This window comes from Streptomyces sp. WELS2, from assembly GCF_013870595.1.
Taxonomy (GTDB): Bacteria; Actinomycetota; Actinomycetes; order Streptomycetales; family Streptomycetaceae; genus Streptomyces.
Map to the genome: position 1 here is coordinate 1 of NZ_JACBWZ010001087.1, position 1,802 is coordinate 1,802.

General features: G+C 73.7%; 2 protein-coding genes and 1 pseudogene. All 3 read left to right on the forward strand.

Translation table 11 applies throughout. The features are described from left to right. Positions 1-159 precede the first annotated feature (159 nt). A pseudogene (locus tag H5J33_RS33895) lies at positions 160-519 on the forward strand (Nif3-like dinuclear metal center hexameric protein); the annotation flags it as partial. A 17-nt stretch (positions 520-536) separates the two neighbouring features. Beyond that, on the forward strand, positions 537-1,280 hold the full coding sequence (locus H5J33_RS33900; protein ID WP_181798506.1) for a zinc ribbon domain-containing protein: 744 nt from the start codon (positions 537-539) through the stop codon (positions 1,278-1,280). A gap of 43 nt (positions 1,281-1,323) precedes the next feature. Further along, positions 1,324-1,802: reverse transcriptase-like protein (locus H5J33_RS33905; RefSeq protein WP_181798507.1), on the forward strand; the 479-nt coding region annotated here is incomplete at its 3' end.

Below are 1,802 nucleotides of genomic sequence, written 5' to 3' on the forward strand. Positions count from 1 at the left end.
GCCCTGCTGGGCCTGGACCGCCTGGGCGCGGGACCGGAGGCGGGCGAACGGGCGCGCGGCCACTGGGAGACGGCCGCCGCCTGACCGCGGAGGTACGGGGAGACGGCCGCAGGGACGGAACCGATGCGCCGTCACCGCCGTCTTCGCCCGCAGGGGGTGGTGCGTCTGCCCGCCACCGCGCAGGGCATCCGGGTGGCCGGCGACCCCGAGGCCGTCGTCCGCACGGTCGCCGTCAGCGGAGGCTCCGGCGACAGCCTCTTCGACCAGGTCCGCGCGGCCGGCGTCGACGCCTTCCTGACCGCGGACCTGCGCCACCACCCGGCCTCCGAGGCGGTGGCCACGAGCCCCCTCGCGCTGCTCGACGCGGCGCACTGGGCCACCGAGTGGCCCTGGTGCGAGCTGGCCGCGAGCCAGCTCGACGAGATCTCCGACCGCAACGGCTGGGACCTGCGGGTCCACGTCTCCAAGACGGTCACCGACCCCTGGACCGCCCACGCGGCGTCCACCGACACCCTCTAGCCCACGGGAGCCCCCAACTGAACGCCGCGCCCGCCGACCAGATCCGACTCCTCGACGTCCAGGCCCTCGACGTCCGCCTCCAGCAGCTCGCGCACAAGCGGAAGTCGCTGCCCGAGCACGCCGAGATCGACTCGCTGACGAAGGACCTCACACAGCTGCGCGACCTGCTCGTGGCCGCGCAGACCGAGGAGAGCGACTGCGCCCGCGAGCAGACCAAGGCCGAGCAGGACGTCGACCAGGTGCGCCAGCGCGCCGCCCGTGACCAGCAGCGGCTGGACTCCGGCGCGGTCACCTCGCCGAAGGACCTGTCCAACCTCCAGCACGAGATCGCCTCCCTCGCCAAGCGGCAGGGCGACCTGGAGGACGTGGTCCTGGAGGTCATGGAGCGCCGCGAGGCCGCGCAGGAGCGGGTGAACGAGCTGACCGAGCGGGTCGGCTCCGTCCAGGCGAAGATCGACGACGCCACCGGGCGCCGGGACGCGGCGTTCGAGGAGATCGACGGCGAGGTCGCCTCGGTGACGAAGGAGCGCGAGGTCGTCGCCGCGTCCGTGCCCGAGGACCTGATGAAGCTGTACGACAAGCTGCGCGCCCAGCAGGGCGGCATCGGCGCGGCCAAGCTGTACGCGCGGACCTGCCAGGGCTGCCGGCAGGAGCTGGCCATCACCGAGCTGAACGAGATCCGCTCGGCGGCCCCGGACACCGTGGTCCGCTGCGAGAACTGCCGGCGCATCCTGGTGCGCACGGCCGAGTCGGGTCTCTGAGCGAGTCGGGTCTTTCACAAACCTGGGGGCGAGCATGCGGGACGTGCGGGAGTTCGTCGTGGAGGCCGACGGCGGGTCACGGGGCAACCCCGGGCCCGCGGGCTACGGGGCCGTGGTGCGCGACGCGGTGACGGGGGAGACGCTGGCCGAGGCCGCGGAGTACCTCGGCACCGCCACGAACAACGTCGCCGAGTACCGCGGCCTCCTGGCCGGCCTGCGTGCGGCGCACGCCCTCGACCCCGGCGCGCGGGTACGCGTCCGCATGGACTCCAAGCTCGTCGTGGAGCAGATGTCCGGCCGCTGGAAGATCAAGCACCCCGACATGAAGCCCCTGGCCATGGAGGCGCGCTCGGTCTTCCCGCCGGACCAGGTCACCTACGAGTGGATCCCGCGCGAGCGCAACAAGCAGGCCGACCGCCTGGCCAACGAGGCGATGGACGCGGGGGCGAAGGGCGAGCAGTGGTCCCCGGTGCTCTCCCGCGCCGACCTGACGACCCCGACCGACCCGGCGACGGCCACCGC